This window comes from Azohydromonas sp., assembly GCF_035325925.1.
Classification (GTDB): Bacteria; Pseudomonadota; Gammaproteobacteria; order Burkholderiales; family Burkholderiaceae_C; genus Calidifontimicrobium.
The window spans coordinates 1-15,624 of record NZ_DAOKZA010000019.1 but is presented as its reverse complement, the minus strand read 5'-3'; the positions used below and the strand labels follow the sequence as shown (position 1 = coordinate 15,624).

General features: G+C 71.2%; 13 protein-coding genes and 1 tRNA gene. 8 read left to right on the top strand and 6 right to left on the bottom strand.

From position 1 onward, the window contains the following. Positions 1 to 4: 4 nt before the first annotated feature. From rapZ to PKC53_RS09070, 3 genes are all read right to left on the bottom strand, one after another. Positions 5 to 850, bottom strand: coding sequence for an RNase adapter RapZ (gene rapZ / locus PKC53_RS09080; protein WP_324428210.1), 846 nt, complete (start codon positions 848 to 850; stop codon positions 5 to 7). Positions 851 to 939: 89 nt separating this feature from the next. Continuing rightward, positions 940 to 2,661, bottom strand: a complete 1,722-nt coding sequence (recN, locus tag PKC53_RS09075; RefSeq protein WP_324428153.1) for a DNA repair protein RecN — start codon at positions 2,659 to 2,661, stop codon at positions 940 to 942. A 167-nt stretch (positions 2,662 to 2,828) separates the two neighbouring features. Further along, entirely contained in the window at positions 2,829 to 3,695 is an 867-nt protein-coding gene (locus PKC53_RS09070; RefSeq protein WP_324428152.1) for an NAD kinase, read from the bottom strand. Positions 3,696 to 3,775: 80 nt separating this feature from the next. Here PKC53_RS09070 and hrcA point away from each other — a divergent pair, with 80 nt between their 5' ends. The 3 genes from hrcA to PKC53_RS09055 all read left to right on the top strand — a co-directional run bounded on the left by hrcA (position 3,776) and on the right by PKC53_RS09055 (position 6,234). After that, entirely contained in the window at positions 3,776 to 4,810 is a 1,035-nt protein-coding gene (gene hrcA / locus PKC53_RS09065; protein ID WP_324428151.1) for a heat-inducible transcriptional repressor HrcA, read from the top strand. A gap of 160 nt (positions 4,811 to 4,970) precedes the next feature. Next, positions 4,971 to 6,089, top strand: coding sequence for a polyamine ABC transporter substrate-binding protein (locus PKC53_RS09060; protein ID WP_324428150.1), 1,119 nt, complete (start codon positions 4,971 to 4,973; stop codon positions 6,087 to 6,089). Positions 6,090 to 6,158: 69 nt separating this feature from the next. Next, a tRNA-Ile gene (locus PKC53_RS09055) sits at positions 6,159 to 6,234 on the top strand. 389 nt (positions 6,235 to 6,623) lie between these two features. On the opposite strand, the gene PKC53_RS09050 is transcribed toward PKC53_RS09055, so the two are convergent. From PKC53_RS09050 to PKC53_RS09040, 3 genes are all read right to left on the bottom strand, one after another. Beyond that, complete coding sequence (locus PKC53_RS09050) at positions 6,624 to 7,748, bottom strand: 5-methyltetrahydropteroyltriglutamate--homocysteine S-methyltransferase (RefSeq protein ID WP_324428149.1); 1,125 nt, start codon at positions 7,746 to 7,748, stop codon at positions 6,624 to 6,626. A 54-nt stretch (positions 7,749 to 7,802) separates the two neighbouring features. Next, positions 7,803 to 8,315 carry a hypothetical protein gene (locus PKC53_RS09045; protein WP_324428148.1) on the bottom strand — a complete coding sequence of 171 codons (513 nt, stop codon included), beginning with the start codon at positions 8,313 to 8,315 and terminating at the stop codon, positions 7,803 to 7,805. 64 nt (positions 8,316 to 8,379) lie between these two features. Beyond that, a complete protein-coding gene (locus PKC53_RS09040) occupies positions 8,380 to 8,937 on the bottom strand; it encodes an HNH endonuclease (protein WP_324428147.1) in 558 nt (185 codons plus the stop codon). A gap of 582 nt (positions 8,938 to 9,519) precedes the next feature. Here PKC53_RS09040 and PKC53_RS09035 point away from each other — a divergent pair. The 5 genes from PKC53_RS09035 to PKC53_RS09015 all read left to right on the top strand — a co-directional run. Further along, on the top strand, positions 9,520 to 10,245 hold the full coding sequence (locus tag PKC53_RS09035) for a TetR/AcrR family transcriptional regulator (protein ID WP_324428146.1): 726 nt from the start codon (positions 9,520 to 9,522) through the stop codon (positions 10,243 to 10,245). Between the two features lie 40 nt (positions 10,246 to 10,285). Next, positions 10,286 to 12,076 carry an acyl-CoA dehydrogenase C-terminal domain-containing protein gene (locus PKC53_RS09030; RefSeq protein ID WP_324428145.1) on the top strand — a complete coding sequence of 597 codons (1,791 nt, stop codon included), beginning with the start codon at positions 10,286 to 10,288 and terminating at the stop codon, positions 12,074 to 12,076. 17 nt (positions 12,077 to 12,093) lie between these two features. After that, a complete protein-coding gene (locus PKC53_RS09025; RefSeq protein WP_324428144.1) occupies positions 12,094 to 12,528 on the top strand; it encodes a DUF2147 domain-containing protein in 435 nt (144 codons plus the stop codon). Between the two features lie 70 nt (positions 12,529 to 12,598). Beyond that, positions 12,599 to 14,992 (top strand): 3-hydroxyacyl-CoA dehydrogenase/enoyl-CoA hydratase family protein, encoded by a 2,394-nt coding sequence (locus PKC53_RS09020; RefSeq protein ID WP_324428143.1) that lies wholly within the window; start codon positions 12,599 to 12,601, stop codon positions 14,990 to 14,992. A gap of 40 nt (positions 14,993 to 15,032) precedes the next feature. Next, the coding region (locus tag PKC53_RS09015; RefSeq protein WP_324428142.1) for a beta-ketoacyl synthase N-terminal-like domain-containing protein at positions 15,033 to 15,624 on the top strand (592 nt) is incomplete at its 3' end.

The window sequence follows — 15,624 nt, the reverse complement described above, 5'->3', positions numbered from 1 at the left end:
GACCTCATGTGGGCCCCAGTTCGCGGTGGCGCACCAGCGCCGGACGGTCGAAGCCGAAGCGGCGCGCCAGCGTCTCGACGAAGTACACCGAACGGTGCTGGCCGCCGGTGCAGCCGATGGCTACCGTCAGGTAGCTGCGCTGGTCGGACTCGAACGACGGCAGCCAGCGGCGCAGGAAGGCCTCGATGTCCTGCAGCATCGCCACCGCCTCGGGCTGCGCCTCGATGTACTCGGCCACCGGGTCGTCGCGGCCGGTCAGCGCGCGCAGCTCGCGGATGTAGAAGGGGTTCGGCAGCACGCGCACGTCGAACACGTAGTCGGCATCCAGCGGCACGCCGTGCTTGAACGCGAACGACTGGAACACCAGCGTCAGCGAGCGCGCGCCGACCTGCACCAGGTCGCGCACCCAGGCGCCGAGCAGCGCCGGGCGCAGCTGGCTGGTGTCGATCACCGTCGACACCTCGCGCAGCTCGGCGAGCAGCTCGCGCTCGATCTCGATCGCCTCGATCAGCGCGCGGTGCTGGTCGGCGGCGGGTTTGGCCAGCGGGTGAGGGCGACGTGTTTCCGAGAAGCGCCGCACCAGCGTGTCGGTGTCGGCGTCGAGGAACAGCGAGCGGATCGCGACGCCTTCGCCGCGCAGCTGCTCGAGCAGCGGCAGCAGGTGCGGCAGCGCCCCGGTGGTGCGCACGTCGACGGCGATCGCGACGCGGCGCACGTCGTGGTCGGCCTCGACGCGCAGAAAGTCGCGCAGCAGTTCCGGCGGCAGGTTGTCGACGCAGAAGAAGCCGGCGTCCTCGAGCGCATGCAGCGCCACCGACTTGCCCGAGCCCGAGATGCCGGTGACGAGCACGACCTCGCGGTCGCTCGCCGCCGTGGCGCTGGGCGCGGGCGCCCCGGCCTCGCCTGCCGGCCCGCGCGCATCGCCCGGCCGGCGCGTGTTCACGGGCGGGTCCGCGGTGGCCGCGCCGCTCCGGCGCGCGGCCCGGCCGGCGCGCCGGCCTGGCGCAACATCGCCTGCGCGTGCTGCGCACCGGTGCCGGCCAGGTGCGCGCCGCCGAGCATGCGCGCGATCTCCGCCACGCGTGCCTCGCCGCCGACAGCACTCAGCTCGCTGACGGCGGCGGCGTCGCGTTCGACCTTGCGCACGACCAGGTGTGCGTCGGCGCAGGCGGCGACCTGGGCCAGGTGCGTGACGGCGAGCACCTGCTGGCGCGCGCCGAGCTGCTTCATCAGCCGCCCGACGGTGTCGGCGACCGCGCCGCCGATGCCTGCGTCGATCTCGTCGAAGATCAGCGTCGCGGCGCCGCCGCCGGCGGCCGTGGTCGTCACCGCGACCGCCAGCGCGAGCCGCGACAGCTCGCCGCCCGACGCGACCTTGGCCAGCGGCCTCGGCGCGCTGCCGGCGTGCCCGGCGACGAGCAGTTCGACGCTCTCCAGCCCGAAGCTCTGCGGCGTGTCCTGCGCCGGCAGCGCGACCTCGAAGCGGCCGCCGGCCATGCCCAGCTGCTGCATCGCCTGCGTCACCGCCGCCGCCAGCCGCGGTGCCGCGGCGTGGCGCGCGGCGCTGACACGCCGCGCCTCGTCGCGCCAGGCGCGCTCGGCGGCGCCCTGAGCGGCCTCGAGCGCGTCGACGTCGGCGGCGGCGTCGTGCGCGGCGAGCTCGCGCCGCCAGCCGTCGAGCAGCGCCGGCAGCTCGGCCGGCGGCCGGCGGTGGCGGCGCGCCAGCGCGAGCCACGACGCCAGCCGCGCGTCGAGCGTGGCGAGGCGGTCCGGGTCGAGCTCGACGTGACCGAGGTAGCCGCCCAGCGTGTGCGCAGCGTCCTGCAGCTGCGCCTGCGCGCCCTGCAGCACCTCGATCACCGGCGCGAGCCGGGCGTCGTACGTGGCGACTCCGCCCAGCGCGTCGAGCGCGCGCTGCACCAGCGCGGCGGCGCCGACGCCGACGCCGTCGTCGTCGTCGTCGCCGCCGTCGACCGCGGCCTGCGCCGCGTGCGCGGCGTCGAGCAGCGACTGCGCGTGCGCCAGGCGCTGGTGCTCGGCGTTGAGCATGTCCCACTCGTCGGCGCCGGGCGCCAGGCGCTCGATCTCGGCGATCTGCCAGGCCAGCCGCTCGCGCTCGCGTTCGGCCTGCCCGGCTTCGTGGCGCGCACGCTCGAGCGCCTGCTGCGCCGACTTCCACGCGGCGAAGCGGCGCGCCAGCTCGGCGGTGTCGACGCCGGCCTGCGCGTCGAGCAGCGCGCGCACCGCCGCCGGGCGCGTCAGACTCTGCCAAGCGTGCTGACCGTGGATCTCGACCAGCCGGTCGGCCGCCTCGCGCAGCTGCGCGACGGTGGCCGGGCTGCCGTTGACCCAGGCGCGGCTGCGGCCCTGCGCGTCGATCGCGCGACGCAGCAGCAGCGTGTCGTCGCCCGGGAAGCCGGCCTCGTCGAGCCAGCCGCGCAGCGCCTCGGGCGTGTCGAACTCGGCGCCGATCTCGGTGCGCGCCGCGCCTTCGCGCACCACGCCCGCGTCGCCGCGCGCGCCCAGCGCGAGCTGCAGCGCGTCGACGAGGATCGACTTGCCGGCACCGGTCTCGCCGGTGAGCACCGTGAACCCCGGCCCCAGCTCGAGCTCGAGCGTGTCGACGATGACGAAGTCCCGCAGGACCAGCCGCCGCAGCATGTCAGCGCCCCGGCCGCGGGTGGCGCGAACCGCAGGGCGACGCCCTGCAAGCGTCGAGCGGCAGCCACGGGTCCGGCTTCGCCGGCCCGCGGGCGGCGCCCCATGGGGACCGATCGGGCCCCTTCGTCGCCCGGGCAGGAGGCGCCGAAGGCGCTTCGGGGGGGAGCCTACTCATACCACCGCAGCTTGCGCCTCAGGGTGCCGTAGTAGCTCCACCCGCGCGGGTGCAGGAAGCGCACCTTGTGTGCCGACCGGCGCAGCCGCACCTGGTCGCCGTGCAACAGGCTGGCCAGTCGGTGCATGTCGAAGTTGACCGAGGCGTCGCGCCCGGCGACCACCTCGACCGTGATCTCGCCGTCGTCGGGCAGCACGATCGGGCGGTTGGACAGCGTGTGCGACGCGATCGGCACCATCAGCCAGCCGGCGATCGCCGGGTGCACGATCGGCCCGCCGGCCGACAGCGCGTACGCGGTGCTGCCGGTCGGCGTGGCGACGATCAGGCCGTCGGCGCGCAGCCCGACGATCTGTTCCTCGCCGACGGCCACACGCAACTCGACCATGCCCGCGGTGGCGCCGCGGTTGACGACGATCTCGTTGAGCGCGAACTCGCTGAAGATGCAGGTGCCGTCGCGCCACACGCCGCCTTCGAGCATCGCGCGGTGCTCTTCCTCGTAGTCGCCGGCGACCATCGTGCCCAGCGCGTCGCGGTAGCGGTCGACCGGCACGTCGGTGATGAAGCCCAGCCGCCCCTGGTTGATGCCCACCAGCGGCACGTGGTGGCGCGCCAGTTCGCGCGCGATGCCCAGCATCGTGCCGTCGCCGCCGACGACCACCGCCAGGTCGCAGTGGCGGCCCAGGTCGGCGGGTTCGTGCGCGCCGTACTCGGTGATCCCGGTGTTGCGCGCGGTGTCGGCCTCGAGCGAGACGTCCAGGCCCAGGCCGATCAGGAAATGGGCGATGTCGTCGAGCACCGGCCGGATGCCCTGGGCCTGGTACTTGCCGACCAGCGCCGCGTGACGGAAGCGACTCGCCATGGCGACGATTACACCATACGGCCCCGCCGCGCGAGGGGGGAGGCGGGGCGCGCGCAAGCCCTTGTCACTACAATGAAAACATGCTCGACGAGCGCGCCCGCACGCTGCTGAAGACCCTGGTCGAACGCTACATCGCCGACGGCCAGCCGGTGGGCTCGCGCACGCTGTCGCGCGCCAGCGGGCTCGAGCTGAGCCCGGCGACCATCCGCAACGTGATGGCCGACCTCGAAGAGCTCGGCCTGATCGCCAGTCCGCACACCAGCGCCGGGCGCGTGCCCACCGCGCGCGGCTACCGCGTGTTCGTCGACACCATGCTCACCGCGCAGCCGCTGGACCTGTCGCGCGTCGACCCCGGCCTGGCGGCGGTGCGCGAGCAGGTGCAGGCCGACCAGCCGCAGCGCGTCATCGCGCAGGCCGCGCAGGTGCTGTCGAACCTGTCCCACTTCGTCGGCGTCGTCACCTCGCCGCGCAAGGCCGGCGTGTTCCGCCACATCGAGTTCCTGCGCCTGTCCGAGCGGCGCGTGCTGGTGATCCTGGTCGACGCCGACGGCGACGTGCAGAACCGCGTGATCGTCACCGCGCGCGACTACACGCAGGGCGAACTCGTCGAGGCGACGAACTACCTGAACTCGCACTACGCCGGGCTGAGCCTGGACGGCATCCGCGAGCGCCTGAAGACCGAGATCGAGGCACTGCGCGGCGAGATCGCCACGCTGATGCAGGCGGCGGTGCAGGCGGGCAGCGAGGCGCTGGCCGAGAGCACCGAGCAGGTGGTGGTCAGCGGCGAGCGCAACCTGCTCGAGGTGCAGGACTTCGGCAGCGACCTCGGCGCACTGCGCAAGCTGTTCGACCTGTTCGAACGCAAGACCGAGCTGATGCGCCTGCTCGAAGTGTCCAGCCGCGCCGAGGGGGTGCGCATCTACATCGGCGGCGAGAGCGGGGTGGTGCCGTTCGAGGCCTTGTCGGTCGTGTCGGCGCCGTACGTCGTCGACGGCGAGGTCGTCGGCACGCTGGGGGTCATCGGGCCGACGCGCATGCCCTACGAGCGCATGATCCAGATCGTCGACATCACGTCGCGACTGGTCAGCCACGCGCTGTCGCATCACCGCCACTGACCGGCGCGTGCCCCCGCGTGGCTTGGGCATACTGCGCGCCGCGGCCGCGGCGCCGGCGTCGAGACGACGGAACTTCCCGCGTCGCCCCAGGTCTGCGCGGCGTCGGTGGCCGCAGGCGCCCGCTGGGCGCCGTTCCTTGTCCTGCCTTCAGGAGTCTTCCATGGTCCGGTTTCCTCGGTGTTCGACCCTCTGTGCCGCGATCGCGCTGTGCCTGGGCGCCTCCGGCGGCGCGCTCGCGCAGGGCGGCGCGAAGACGCTCAACGTGATGAACTGGGCCGACTACATCGGCCCCGACGTCATCGCCAACTTCGAGAAGGAAACCGGGATCAAGACCAAGTACGACGCGACGATCGAGAGCAACGAGACGCTGCACGCCAAGCTGGTGGCCGGGCGCACCGGCTACGACATCGTCGTGCCCAGCGCGCACTTCGCGGCGCAGCAGATCAAGGGCGGCATCTTCCAGCCGCTCGACCCGGCGAAGATCCCGAACCTGAAGAACCTCGACCCCGCCTTGCAGGCCAAGCTCGCCGAGGCCGACCCGGGCAACAAGCACCTCGTGACCTGGATGTGGGGCTTCGTCACGGTGGGCATCAACGAGCAGAAAGTCAAAGCCGCGCTCGGCACGACGCCGATGCCGGAGAACCCGCTGGACCTGATCTTCAAGCCCGAATACGCGAGCAAGCTCAAGGGCTGCGGCATCCACGTGCTCGACTCGGCCAGCGAGGTCGTGCCGGTGGCGATGATCTACGCCGGCAAGGACGGCTACAGCACCAACGCGAAGGACTACGACGCGGCGCGCGAGGTGCTGATGAAGGCGCGCCCGTACGTCACGCGCATCTTCTCGCCCGGCCCGATCAACGACCTCGCCGGTGGCATGCTGTGCGTGTCGCTCGGCTACTCGGGCGACTTCAACATCGCCAACGAGCGCGCCGCCGAGGCGAAGGCCGGCTTCACGATCAAGCCGCTGATCCCGCCGCGCGGCGCGACGATGTTCCTCGACACGATGGCGATCCCGAAGGACGCGAAGAACGTCGACGCGGCGCACGCCTTCATCAACTACATCCTGCGCCCCGAGGTGCACGCATCGCTGACCAACGAGGTCTTCTACGGCAACCCAAACCCGGCGTCGAAGCAGTTCGTCAAGCCCGAACTGGCGAAGAACCCGACGATCTTCCTGTCGGAAGCCGACATCAAGAAGCTCGCGGTGCCGCGCACGCTGCCCAACGAAGCGCGGCGCGTGCAGACGCGCGTGTTCCAGACGTTCAAGTCGGGCAAGTGACGCGCCGCGACCGATGCGACCACCGATTCCGGTGATCGCTTCGACGAAGGCGCTACGATCGCGGCCCGCGGGCCGTTAGCTCAGTGGTTAGAGCAGGGGACTCATAATCCCTTGGTCGCTGGTTCGATCCCAGCACGGCCTACCAGCGACCGCGGCCCCATCGCGCCGCCGTTGCGCCGCAGCAGCAGTGACTGGAGCCAGCGCGACGACTCGGGCGTCGTGTCGCAGCGGCGCGGCGGCTCGTAGCGCAGGCCGATCGCGACGCGCCCGGTCCACCAGACGTGTTTTCCGGTGCCCGGGATCACGAACTCGCCGACGTGGTCGCGCGGGATCTCCACCGGCGGCGCCGACGCACTGTGGTCGATGCCGTCGCGGTGGCACGGGTGGGTTTGCGCGGTGCTGGGCATGCTCGACTCCACCGTCGTGACCTCGATGCCCCGATGTTGCGCGCGCGCCCGGGGGTTGGCACTCCACCGGTCGCGGGGGCGCCGCCCCCGCGGATGAGGGGGGGTGACGGAGACGGCGCCGCCCTCGTCAGCCCCAGACCTCGCGCGCGGTCTCGACGACCAGTCGCAGCTTGCGCCGCTGGTCGTCGACGGCGATGTTGTTGCCGTGCACCGTGCTCGAGAAGCCGCACTGCGGGCTCAGTGCCAGCTGTTCGAGCGGTGCGTACTGCGCCGCCTCGCCGATGCGGCGCTTCAGGTCGTCCTTGCTCTCGAGCTGCCCGAACTTGGTCGTCACCAGGCCGAGCACGACGATCTTGCCCTTGGGCAGGAAGCGCAGCGGGCGGAAGTCCCCGCTGCGGTCGTCGTCGTACTCCATGAAGTACGCGTCGAGGTTCATCTCGGCGAGCAGTGCCTCGGCCACCGGCTCGTAGTTGCCCTGCGCGGCGAAGGTGCTCTTGAAGTTGCCGCGGCACAGGTGCATCGCCAGCGTCATGCCCGCGGGCTTGCGCGCGACCACCTTGTTGATGAACTGCGCGTAGCGGTGCGGCAGCTCGTTGGGGTCGTCGCCGCGCTGGCGCGCGGCCTCGCGCATCTTCTCGTCGCACAGGTAGGCCATGTTGGTGTCGTCCATCTGCACGTAGGTGCAGCCGGCGTCGGCGAGCGACTGCAGCTCGTCGCCATAGGCCTTCGCGACGTCGTCGTAGAAGTACGGGTCGAGCTCGGGGTAGGCGTCGCGGCTGATGCCGGCGCGTCCGCCGCGGAAGTGCAGCATCGTCGGCGACGGGATGGTCACCTTCGGCGTCGCGCCGGGCGCGAGTCGCGCGACCTGCGCCTTCAGGAACTCGAAGTCGGCACGCTGGATGTCCTTCGCGTGGCGCACCTTGTCGACGACGCGCATCACCGGCGGCGCGAGCTCCTCGGTGCCGTCGGGCTTGCGGACGGTCACCGGCACGTCGGTCTTCACGCCGCCGAGCTGCTCGAGGAAGTCGATGTGGAAGTAGGTGCGGCGGAACTCGCCGTCGGTGATCGACTGCAGGCCGACGTCGTGCTGGAACTGCACGATCTCGGCGATCGCACGGTCCTCGACCTCGCGCAGCTGCGCGGCGCTGATCTCGCCACGGGCCTTCTTCTCGCGCGCCTCGAGCAGGTAGGGCGGGCGCAGGAAGCTGCCGACGTGGTCGGCGCGGAACGGGGGCGTGGTGCGTGCGGTCATGGCGGGTCTCCGGAGGAGCCCGCATCCTAGCGCCGCACGCGGCGCCCCCGCGTGCTACGGTCGCCCGCCCGGCGTGTACACCGGCTCCGGCTTCACCGGCGCCGGCACGGTGCCCGGCGGCGCCTTGGTCACGCGCGTGCGGCCCCCCGAGGTGACGAGGATCACCGCGTCGCCCGGCTGGAAGCGCTCGTCGCCCTGGGCCTGCACGATCGCGCGACGGTCGCCGTTGCGCATCTGCAGCATCAGCTCGACGGCCGACTCGCGCGTGGCCGCACGCTCGATGGTGTTGCCGATCACCGCGCCGGCCACGGCGCCGACAACGCCGATCGCCACCGCCTCGGCACCGCCGCTGCGCGAGCCGCCGAGCACGCCGCCGACGACGCCGCCGGCGGCGGCGCCGGTGCCGCTCTGCGAGCCGTCGACGACGACGTCGCGCACCGCGAGCACGGTGGCGTCCTGCACGGTCGAGAGCCGCTGCGCGTCGCCGCGCTGCACGACGTCGGGGCTGGTGGTGGAACACGCGGCCACGCCGGCGGCCAGCGCCAGCGCGATCAGGGCTCGGGGCATCGACTTCTCCATGGAATGCCCTGACAACGGGCCGCTGCGGCCCGCGGTTGACCCGCGGGCGCCGTCAGCCGTGCAGCCGGCTCGAGCGCGGCACGCTGGCCAGCAGGAAGTCCATCTGGTCGGCGAGGATGCGCCGGCCGCGAAGGATCATGTCCTCGTGCAGGCTGGGCACGTAGGGCAGGTACATCAGCGTCATGCGCGCTTCCTCGGGCAGGCGGTTGCCCTTGCGCCCGTTGCAGGCCCGGCACGCGGTGATGCAGTTCATCCAGCTGTCGTCGCCGCCGCGCGAGGTCGGCACGATGTGCTCCCGGGTCAGTTCGTCGAAGTGGAAGCGCCCGCCGCAGTAGGCGCACACGAGGCGGTCGCGTGCGAACAACTTGGGGTTGGACAGGGCCGGCACCTGCCGCCATGCGCGGCTCGGAATCGCGCCGCGCACCGCGACGATCGGGTGCACCGCGATGCGCGACTGCCGCCCCGTCGTGCGCTGGATGCCGCCGCGCAGCACTTGGCATGCTTCGCCGAGTGTCCACGCGACGCCGTCGCTGGCGTAGAGCACCGCGGCCTCGCGGGCCGAGATCCAGGCCTGCGGCCGGCCCGACACGTCGAGTTGCAACACGTCCAAGAAGACCACCTCCGACACCGCCACGACCGCAGGAAACGTGCCGGGCGCAACTGACGGAGATTAAACAATCCGCGCAGGCGCTTCAATAGCGACGTGTGGCCGCCACGCCGTCATCGGCGTGTCATCGAGCCGTGGGCGCGTCGCCGGCATCGTGCCGGCGGCATTCAGGCGGGCCGCAGGCCGCGTGTGTGCGCCGCTAGCCGCGTCAGCGCCATGCACGCGGCAGCCGTCCGCGCGATCGGGCAGACGATGCGGGTCGACGCCGCCCAGCGTCGCACCGCGCGCCTTTGCCTGCCCCGCGTGCCCGACGGCGAGCCGCCTTGCCGCGACGAAGCCACCGATTGCCCCCCCTCCCCCGAGCGACCGCCGTGATCTTCGTTCGGGCGTGCGCTCGACCGACGCACGTCGATGGTCGGGGCCGTCATCGAAACAAGGGTTAACCCTCGGCTTCGAGGCGATCCATCGCGAACGCGGCCCCCGCTCTAGGTGGGTGCGCCTAGAAATCGCGCTGCCGGGGCCTGTGCAGCCGCGCGCGAGTCTGCAAAATAGAACGATCGTTCGTTTCATTCCGAACCCGAGTCGATGACGCCTCCCGCCACCGCAGCCGAACGCGGCGACACCGAGTTTGCCGACCGCGCCGCGCCGGCCCGCGCGGGCACGCGCAGTGCGCGCGGCGCATTGCACAAGGGCCAGCAGACGCGCGCCGCGATCCTCGACGCCGCGCTGGGGCTGGCGTCGCACATGGGGCTCGAGGGGCTGTCGATCGGCGCGCTGGCCGAGTTGATGCAGATGAGCAAGTCGGGCGTGTTCGCCCACTTCGGCTCGCGCGAGGAACTGCAGATCTCGGTGATCCGCGAGTACCACCGCCGTTTCGAGGACGAAGTGTTCTTCCCCGCCGTGCGCGAGGCGCGCGGCCTGCCGCGCCTGGCCGCGCTGTTCGAGCGCTGGGTGCGTCGCGTGTCGATGGAGATCGACTCGGGTTGCATCTACATCAGCGGCGCCGTCGAGTTCGACGACCGGCCCGGCCCGGTGCGCGACGCGCTGGCCGCGATGGTGCAGGCCTGGCACGCGGCGCTGGAACGTGCGATCCGCATCGCGATCGAAGAAGCCCACTTGCGGCCCGACACCGACGCGCAGCAGATGCTGTTCGAGGTCCACGGCCTGATCCTCGCGCTGCACCACGACGCGCGCTTCCTGCGCATGCCCGGCGCGCTCGACCGCGCACGCGCCGGCTTCGCGCGCCTGGTCGCGCACTACGCCACCGCCAAGGGGCGGCGCGCCGACCGCGTCGCCGTGGCGCAGCCCTGAACCCGTTTTCTTCCGTCGACGTCGTACCAAGGAGTTGCCCATGCCCACCTACACCCCCCCGTTGCGCGACATGCAGTTCGTCATGCACGAGGTGCTGAACGCGGTCGACGCGCTGCGCGAGATCCCGCGCCACGCCGAGGTCGACGCCGACACGCTCGACGCCGTCGTCGCCGAGGCCGGCAAGTTCGCCGCCGAGGTGCTGGCGCCGCTGAACGCGGTCGGCGACCGCGAAGGCTGCAAGCTCGACAAGGCCAGCCACGAGGTGCGCACGCCCACCGGGTTCAAGGAGGCCTACGCCGCGTTCGTCGAAGGCGGTTGGCCGGCGCTGCCGTGCGAGCCCGAGTTCGGCGGCCAGGGCCTGCCGGTGCTGCTGAACCAGTGCATGTACGAGATGCTCAACAGCGCCAATCAGGCCTGGACGATGTACCCGGGGCTGACGCACGGCGCCTACGAGTGCCTGACGATCCACGGCACCGACGCGCAGAAGCGCATGTACCTGCCCAAGCTGACCAGCGGCCACTGGACCGGCACGATGTGCCTGACCGAGCCGCACTGCGGCACCGACCTCGGGCTGCTGCGCACCAAGGCCGAGCCGCAGGCCGACGGCACCTACAAGCTGACCGGGCAGAAGATCTTCATCAGCGCCGGCGAGCACGACATGGTCGAGAACATCGTGCACCTGGTGCTCGCGCGGCTGCCCGATGCGCCGGCGGGCAACAAGGGCATCAGCCTGTTCGTCGTGCCCAAGTACCTCGTCGACGCCGACGGCCGGCTCGGCGCGCGCAACGCGATCACCTGCGGTGCGATCGAGCACAAGATGGGCATCCACGGCAACGCGACCTGCCAGATGAACCTCGACGGTGCCGTCGGCACGCTGGTCGGCGAGCCGAACAAGGGCCTGCAGGCGATGTTCGTGATGATGAACGCCGCACGCCTGGGCGTGGGCAACCAGTCGCTCGGCCTGACCGAGTCCGCGTACCAGAACGCCGCGGCCTACGCCAAGGAGCGCCGCCAGATGCGCGCACTGTCCGGCCCCAAGGAACCCGACCAGGGCGCCGACCGCATCATCGTGCACCCCGACGTGCGCAAGATGCTGCTCACCGCGCGCGCCTACGCCGAGGGCGGCCGCGCGGTGGCGATGCACACCGCGCTGCTGATCGACAAGGAACTGCACCACCCCGACCCCGAGGTGCGCAAGGCCTGCGCCGACGAGGTCGCGCTGCTGACGCCGATCATCAAGGCGTTCTTCACCGACAACGGCTGGATCGCCACGTCGCACTGTCTGCAGGTGTTCGGCGGCCACGGCTACATCGCCGAGTGGGGCATGGAGCAGTACGTGCGCGACTCGCGCATCAACATGATCTACGAGGGCACGAACACGGTGCAGTCGCTCGACCTGCTCGGGCGCAAGGTGCTCGGCGACAACGGCAGGAAGCTCAAGGCGTTCGGCAAGCACATCGCCCAGTTCGTCGAGGACAACGGCGTCGACGAGAAGATGCTCGAGTTCGTCAACCCGCTGGCCGACCTCGGCGACAAGGTCACCAAGCTGACCACCGAGCTCGGCTTCAAGGCGATGAAGAACCCCGACGAGGTCGGCGCCGCGGCGGTCGACTACCTGCGCGTGTGCGGCCACCTGGTGTTCGCCTACTTCTGGGCGCGCATGGCGAAGATCGCGCTCGACAGGCAGGCCGGTGGCGACCCGTTCTACGTCGCGAAGCTGCACACCGCACGCTTCTACTTTGCGAAACTGCTGCCCGAGACCGCCGGCCTGATCCGCAGCGCGCGCGCCGGCCTCGAGCCGCTGATGGCGATGGACGAAGCGCTGTTCTGAAACCCGAGGAGACGCCCATGTTCAAGCGAATCACCCTGACCGTGCTGCTGGCCGGCGCCGCGACGCTGGCCGCCGCGCAGTCGACCCCGGTCGGCCTGTGGCGCACGATCGACGACGAGACCAAGCAGGAGAAGTCGCTGGTGCGCATCGTCGACAACGCGGGCATCCTCGTCGGCAAGGTCGAGAAGCTCAACGACCCGTCCAAGCAGGACGCGAAGTGCGACAAGTGCAGCGACGCTCGCAAGGACCAGCCGGTGCTGGGCATGACCATCGTCGAGGGGGTGAAGAAGAACCCCGACGAGGCGTACTGGGACGGCGGCACCATCCTCGACCCGAACAACGGCAAGGTCTACCGCGTGCGCATGACACCCAAGGACGGCGGCAAGGCGCTCGAGGTGCGCGGGTTCATCGGGCCGTTCTACCGCAACCAGACCTGGCTGCGCGTCGAGTGACGCCGGCCCCCGGCCCCGACGGCGGCCCGACGGCCGCGGGCGGTCCCCCGAGTTCTCAGGAGTGACATCGATGAAGAAGTTCCAGGTGCGCAAGGTCGCCGTGCTCGGCGCCGGCGTGATGGGCGCGCAGATCGCGGCCCATCTGGTCAACGTGCGCGTGCCCGTCGTGCTGTTCGACCTGGCCGCCAAGGAGGGCCCGAAGAACGGCATCGCGCTGAAGGCCATCGACGGGTTGAAGAAGCTCAAGCCTTCGCCGCTGGGCGTCGTCGACGACGCCGCGCTGATCCAGCCGGCCAACTACGACGAGCACAGCGATCTGCTCAAGGATTGCGACCTCGTGATCGAGGCGATCGCCGAGCGCATGGACTGGAAGCTCGCGCTGTACCAGCGCATCGCACCGTTCGTCGCGCCGCACGCGATCCTGGCGTCGAACACCTCCGGGCTGAGCATCACCCGGCTCGGCGAGGCGCTGCCCGAGGAGATGCGCGCGCGCTTCTGCGGCATCCACTTCTTCAACCCGCCGCGCTACATGCAGCTCGTCGAGCTGATCCCGACGCCGGCCACGCTGGCCGGCGTGCTCGACCAGCTCGAGACCTTCTGCACGACCACGCTCGGCAAGGGCGTGGTGCGCGCGAAGGACACGCCGAACTTCATCGCCAACCGCGTCGGCATTGCCGGCATGCTGGCGACGATCCACGAGGCGGCGAATTTCGAACTGTCGTACGACGTCGTCGACGACCTGACCGGCAAGAAGATGGGTCGCGCCTCCAGCGGCACCTTCCGCACCGCCGACGTCGTCGGCCTGGACACGATGGCGCACGTGATCAAGACGATGCAGGACAACCTGCAGGGCGATCCGTTCTACGCCAGCTACGCGACGCCGCCGGTGCTCGCGGGGCTGATCGACAAGGGTGCGCTGGGGCAGAAGAGCGGCGCGGGCTTCTACCGCAAGGACGGCAAGGTCATCCTGCGCCTGGATCCGGCCAAGGGCGAGTACGTGCCGGCCGGCGGCAAGGCCGACGCGATCGTCGAGCGCATCCTGAAGAAGCCGCCCGCCGAGCGGCTGAAGCTGCTGCGCGACAGCAGCAACCCGCAGGCGCAGTTCGTCTGGGCGATCCTGCGCGACGCGTTCCACTACGCCGCGGTGCACCTGGGCGAGATCGCCGACAGCGCGCGCGACGTCGACTTCGCGATGCGCTGGGGCTTCGGCATGAAGCAGGGCCCGTTCGAGCTGTGGCAGGCCGCGGGCTGGTCGCAGGTCGCGCAGTGGGTCAAGGAGGACATCGATGCCGGCAAGGCGCTGAGCAGCGCGCCGCTGCCGGCGTGGGTGTTCGACGGCCCGGTGGCCGCCAACGGCGGCGTGCACCGCGCCGAGGGGTCGTGGAGCGCGGCGCACTCGCGCTGGGTCGGGCGCAGCACCCTGCCGGTGTACCAGCGCCAGCAGTTCCCCGAGCGCGTGCTCGGTGCCGGCGCGATCGAGCCGCTGAACAGCGGCACCGAGGTGTTCGCCAACGACGAGATTCGCGTGTGGACGCCCGACGGCGAGGTGCTGGTGGCCAGCATCACCGCCAAGCTACACCTGATCAGCCCGGCGGTGACCGAGGGTCTGCTCAAGGCCATCGAGATCGCCGAGCAGGACTACGCCGGGCTCGTGATCTGGTCGCCCGACGACGTGTTCTCCGCCGGCGCGAACCTCGAGGCGCTGATGCCGGTGTTCATGAAGCACGGCTCGAAGGGCATCGCCCCGGAGGAGAAGAAGCTGCAGGACGCGATGCTGCGCATCCGCTACGCGCAGGTGCCGGTGGTCGCGGCGATGCGCGGCATCGCGCTGGGCGGCGGTTGCGAGATCGCCGTGCACTGCGCGCGTCGCGTCGCGCACATGGAGACCTACGTCGGCCTGGTCGAGGTCGGCGTCGGGCTGATCCCGGGCGGCGGCGGCCTGGCCTACATCGCGCGGCGCGCCGCCGAGATGGCCGCTGCGGCGCCGGGCAGCGACCTGCTGAGCTTCCTGCGCGACGGCTACCTGGCCGCGGCGATGGCCAAGGTCGGCACCAGCGCGCTCGAGAGCCGCAAGCTCGGCTACCTGCTCGACAGCGACGTCATCGTCGCGCACAAGGACGAGTTGCTGCACGTCGCGATCGGCCAGGCCAAAGCGATGGCCGACGCCGGCTGGCGGCCGCCGCTGCGGGCGCCGTTCCCCGTGGCCGGCCGTTCGGCGAAGGCGACGATCCAGGCGCAGCTGGTGGCGATGCGCGACGGCGGCCAGATCAGCGCGCACGACTACCACCTCGGTGCGCTCGTCGCCGACGTGGTGTGCGGCGGCGACGTGGATGCCGGCACGCCGGTGACCGAGGAGTACCTGATGGCGCTCGAGCGCAAGCACTTCTGCGCGCTGCTCGACCACCCGAAGACGCAGGAACGCATCATGGGCATGCTCCAGACGGGCAAGCCGGTGAGGAATTGACCACCCCCGAAGCGCCTTCGGCGCCTCACAGGAGAGTCTGATGAGACAAGTTCAGGACGCCTACATCGTCGCCGCCACCCGAACGCCGATCGGCAGGTCGGGCCGTGGCTACTTCAGGAATACGCGCCCGGACGACCTGCTGGTCGCGGCGATCCAGGGGGCCTTGAAGCAGGTGCCCGGGCTCGACGCGAAGGCGATCGAGGACGCCGTCGTCGGCTGCGCGATGCCCGAGGGCGAGCAGGGGCTGAACGTGGCGCGCGTCGCCGCGCTGCTGGCCGGGCTACCGAACTCGGTCGGTGGCGTCACCGTCAACCGCTTCTGCGCGTCGGGGCTGACCGCGGTGCAGATGGCCGCCGACCGCATCCGCGTCGGCGAGGCCGAGGTGATGATCGCCGGCGGCGTCGAGAGCATGAGCATGGTGCCGATGAGCGGCAACAAGCCGTCGTTCAACCCGGCCGTGTTCGCGCGCGACGAGAACGTCGGCATCGCCTACGGCATGGGCCTGACGGCCGAGAAGGTCGCAGCGCAGTGGAAGGTGACGCGTGAACGGCAGGACGCGTTCGCGCTCGAGTCGCATCGCCGCGCGATCGCCGCGCAGCAGGCCGGCGAGTTCGCCGACGAGATCACGCCGT

What these genes read in the sequence shown, in the direction of transcription:
- recN (WP_324428153.1), bottom strand. Translation starts at nt 2,661, where the DNA reads ATGCTGCGGCGGCTGGTCCTGCGGGACTTCGTCATCGTCGACACGCTC.
- PKC53_RS09070 (WP_324428152.1), bottom strand. Translation starts at nt 3,695, where the DNA reads ATGGCGAGTCGCTTCCGTCACGCGGCGCTGGTCGGCAAGTACCAGGCC.
- hrcA (WP_324428151.1), top strand. Translation starts at nt 3,776, where the DNA reads ATGCTCGACGAGCGCGCCCGCACGCTGCTGAAGACCCTGGTCGAACGC.
- PKC53_RS09060 (WP_324428150.1), top strand. Translation starts at nt 4,971, where the DNA reads ATGGTCCGGTTTCCTCGGTGTTCGACCCTCTGTGCCGCGATCGCGCTG.
- PKC53_RS09050 (WP_324428149.1), bottom strand. Translation starts at nt 7,748, where the DNA reads ATGACCGCACGCACCACGCCCCCGTTCCGCGCCGACCACGTCGGCAGC.
- PKC53_RS09045 (WP_324428148.1), bottom strand. Translation starts at nt 8,315, where the DNA reads ATGCCCCGAGCCCTGATCGCGCTGGCGCTGGCCGCCGGCGTGGCCGCG.
- PKC53_RS09035 (WP_324428146.1), top strand. Translation starts at nt 9,520, where the DNA reads ATGACGCCTCCCGCCACCGCAGCCGAACGCGGCGACACCGAGTTTGCC.
- PKC53_RS09030 (WP_324428145.1), top strand. Translation starts at nt 10,286, where the DNA reads ATGCCCACCTACACCCCCCCGTTGCGCGACATGCAGTTCGTCATGCAC.
- PKC53_RS09025 (WP_324428144.1), top strand. Translation starts at nt 12,094, where the DNA reads ATGTTCAAGCGAATCACCCTGACCGTGCTGCTGGCCGGCGCCGCGACG.
- PKC53_RS09020 (WP_324428143.1), top strand. Translation starts at nt 12,599, where the DNA reads ATGAAGAAGTTCCAGGTGCGCAAGGTCGCCGTGCTCGGCGCCGGCGTG.